Origin of the sequence: Enterobacter cloacae complex sp. GF14B (assembly GCF_004136805.1) — a bacterium.
GTDB lineage: Bacteria > Pseudomonadota > Gammaproteobacteria > Enterobacterales > Enterobacteriaceae > Enterobacter > Enterobacter hormaechei_C.
This window is the reverse complement of the sequence record NZ_QFRV01000189.1, coordinates 1-2614: the sequence shown is the minus strand read 5'-3', so window position 1 is coordinate 2614 and position 2614 is coordinate 1. Positions and strand designations below refer to the sequence as shown.

Annotated in this window: 2 protein-coding genes; one reads left to right on the top strand and one right to left on the bottom strand. The window is 37.3% G+C overall.

Translation table 11 applies throughout. The features are described 5' to 3' along the window. The first annotated feature begins 103 nt into the window (after positions 1-103). Positions 104-358: a hypothetical protein gene (locus DD606_RS24500; protein ID WP_129259374.1), complete on the top strand. Its 255-nt coding sequence runs from the start codon at positions 104-106 to the stop codon at positions 356-358. A gap of 1022 nt (positions 359-1380) precedes the next feature. Here the strand turns inward: DD606_RS24500 and DD606_RS24495 are convergent. Continuing rightward, positions 1381-1632 (bottom strand): hypothetical protein, encoded by a 252-nt coding sequence (locus DD606_RS24495; RefSeq protein ID WP_129259372.1) that lies wholly within the window; start codon positions 1630-1632, stop codon positions 1381-1383. Positions 1633-2614: the final 982 nt, after the last annotated feature.

Sequence of the window (2614 nt, the reverse complement as noted above, 5' to 3'; positions counted from 1 at the left end):
CAAGGACTACTTTGATAAGCGACATCGGCTCATGATCAAAGAAATTGACAAAGGTAACTCGGTTTTGGTGTATGCTAGTAGCTTTGATAACTAGCACATTGTCATGTGTAAGTTCTTAAAAGGATGGTTTGGATCATATGTTGTAAAGCATGTGCATGAAAATATTGCTTATAGCTTGTCTGAACTAGATGGTACAGAAGCAAAGGTTCCCATTGCAGGGAAAATGATCAAAGTGTTTAAGAGTAGAGAAGACAGAGATCCAGAAGAAGAGAAAAACACCGGTGAAGATCAAAGTGAAGATGAAGCTTTGGAATCATCCAGTGAAGAAGAAAGCAAGGAAGATGTACAAGAGGTCTAATCTTACAAAGAGACAATGTGGCACATACCGGAGGATGTGCAGGTTTAGAGGGGGTGGATGTCGTGCTGTGACACGTACATAGTGGGAACGCATGCTACAAGATCTATCTTGTAATTTTTTAGATACATAATTATATTTCCTATAATGTACATATGCATATTTAAGTATAATAATAAGCCTTCTATCTCATCCTATTATTTTTCTCAAGGGTAACCTATTCTTACTTTACCATCAGAAAATACTATGGGAAAAGCATCAATAGCTCCGCCTCTTTAACTTGGGGCAAAAAGCATTGATTCTTTATTTCTACTATCTCATTATCATCTCACACCCTAGCTAGATCCTATATCTAGGGTAAACTCCAATATATATATATTCTATGTATTTTTTATATTTTTCTTATATTTCTTTTTAAATAGCTACTAGGAGGGAATCAAATCCTAGTGGGACACTAGGTGGCATGATTTCAAAGATACACTTATTTTAATGCATTATTGCAAGCATGATTACAAAACTTTGTCAAGGAGCAATGTCATGCTTTCATATGGCATGAGGTGTCCTTTGGAATCAAATGAAAGTCTAGGCTAAGGGGACCACAAGAAGACTTTTGCTGCCACCCTATTTTGATGATTTTTTTACACAAGGTTCCAATCCGAATTGGAAAATGAATATAAAAAGGAAGTCGTAGCTAATGAGCTGAAGTTTCTGCCCATATTTTTACTTTTTTATTTGGAGCCACGGTTGAGGAGATATGATCAAAATACTGGACCCCAGTCTGCCCACATCATGCAGGGACAGCTCATTTCCAACTTTTCCAATTCCTGTTCACACTGGCTCCTCTCTTCTTGTGTAAACCCTTGGGGGTTCCCTTCACCTATAAAAGGGGACCTCTTCTTCCTTGAAAAGAACTCAAGCATTCAAGCCATTGATGAGAGGAATTCTTGAGGGAGTGAGTAGTAATGCCTAATTGTACTTAGCCCCATTAACATAAGCCCAAGCCTACACTTTCTCCTAGAGGAAGACTAGCCATTCTTGTACGCTATCCTTGGAAGATCAACTCTAATCAAAGAAGGTGTTGTACTTGGCGTATCAATCAAAGTGGAGTTCTCCCCTCTTCTTCTCTCTCCATCAATAATGGTGCCGAAGGGTTTGTCAAGTAAGATGTGTTCTACATTGATGTTTTCTTGATTTCTTGTTGTTTTAATTTTCATCTCTAATCCAATATATATATATGTATCTAATCTCATCTCCTTAACCAAACCTATCTCTCTCATTCTTAGTAATTCATCCTCTCTAGGTTCTCTTTGCTACAGGTACATCTCTCCCCGCAGTATCCTTATTGCCTACGGGCAAGAATAGGGCTTGGGAGGGAAACTTCTCATCTCTTCACTTCTCTCATATCTACATTTCTCACATACTATCCTAGATGAATAACCCACATGATGATCATTTCTATCGCTTTCACTCTGTACGATCTATTAGAATTAACGTATGGATTAGCCGTAAAATACACTTTCAACAACGTATAGTGTTTCTCTTCGGCCCTGAAAGGCTCAATGAAATACTTCTATCACCGGATCCCATCATACTACCTCTCATAGACTATAATTTTTCTTTTGATGTAAGCGTAGTTATCTTTCTATGAACCAAGAGGATTTGTATACACAATTAATCCCAATCACTAGAAAGAATATATATATTATGGTAAGCACAAAACTATAATTCCAAAGAACAATTCGTAGCCTATTTGGTCAGCCAAGATTGAATGCCATTAACTCATCTATTAACCCTTTCATATTACCTATGATATGATATGACCATAGCCTTGATGTTTTCATCTTCGTATTGTTTTGACATTCTCTTTTGCGTTCTTTCTTTGTGTGTGTGAGTGCAAGAGAGAAAGAGTGAGTCTTCTTTGATTGCACTTCTTTCCAAACCCTAGTCTTCATGGCATCTATGGTTTAACTCCTTCATATAGTTTTTGTTGAGTTCTCTCACAAACTCTCACAGCCATAAGCCCGGTGCTTTCCTGGCAAGACGGCAAATTTCTCGACAACGGTAAACACTTATAGATTTTCATAGTGATTTTGAGCAGAAGACCCTTAAAAATTGAGATAAAGTTGAGGGTGTCAAAATACAAATCAACAAGTAAACGTAATCAGCGATGCACCACATGGATGAGCAATAAACGTTATACAAAACACTAATTATGCTCCTCTTAACACAAAACAATCACTTCAAACAAGATCAATCCTT

Coding starts and splice junctions, on each gene's coding strand:
- DD606_RS24495 (WP_129259372.1), bottom strand. CDS start 1,632: ATGAGAGAGATAGGTTTGGTTAAGGAGATGAGATTAGATACATATATA.
- DD606_RS24500 (WP_129259374.1), top strand. CDS start 104: ATGTGTAAGTTCTTAAAAGGATGGTTTGGATCATATGTTGTAAAGCAT.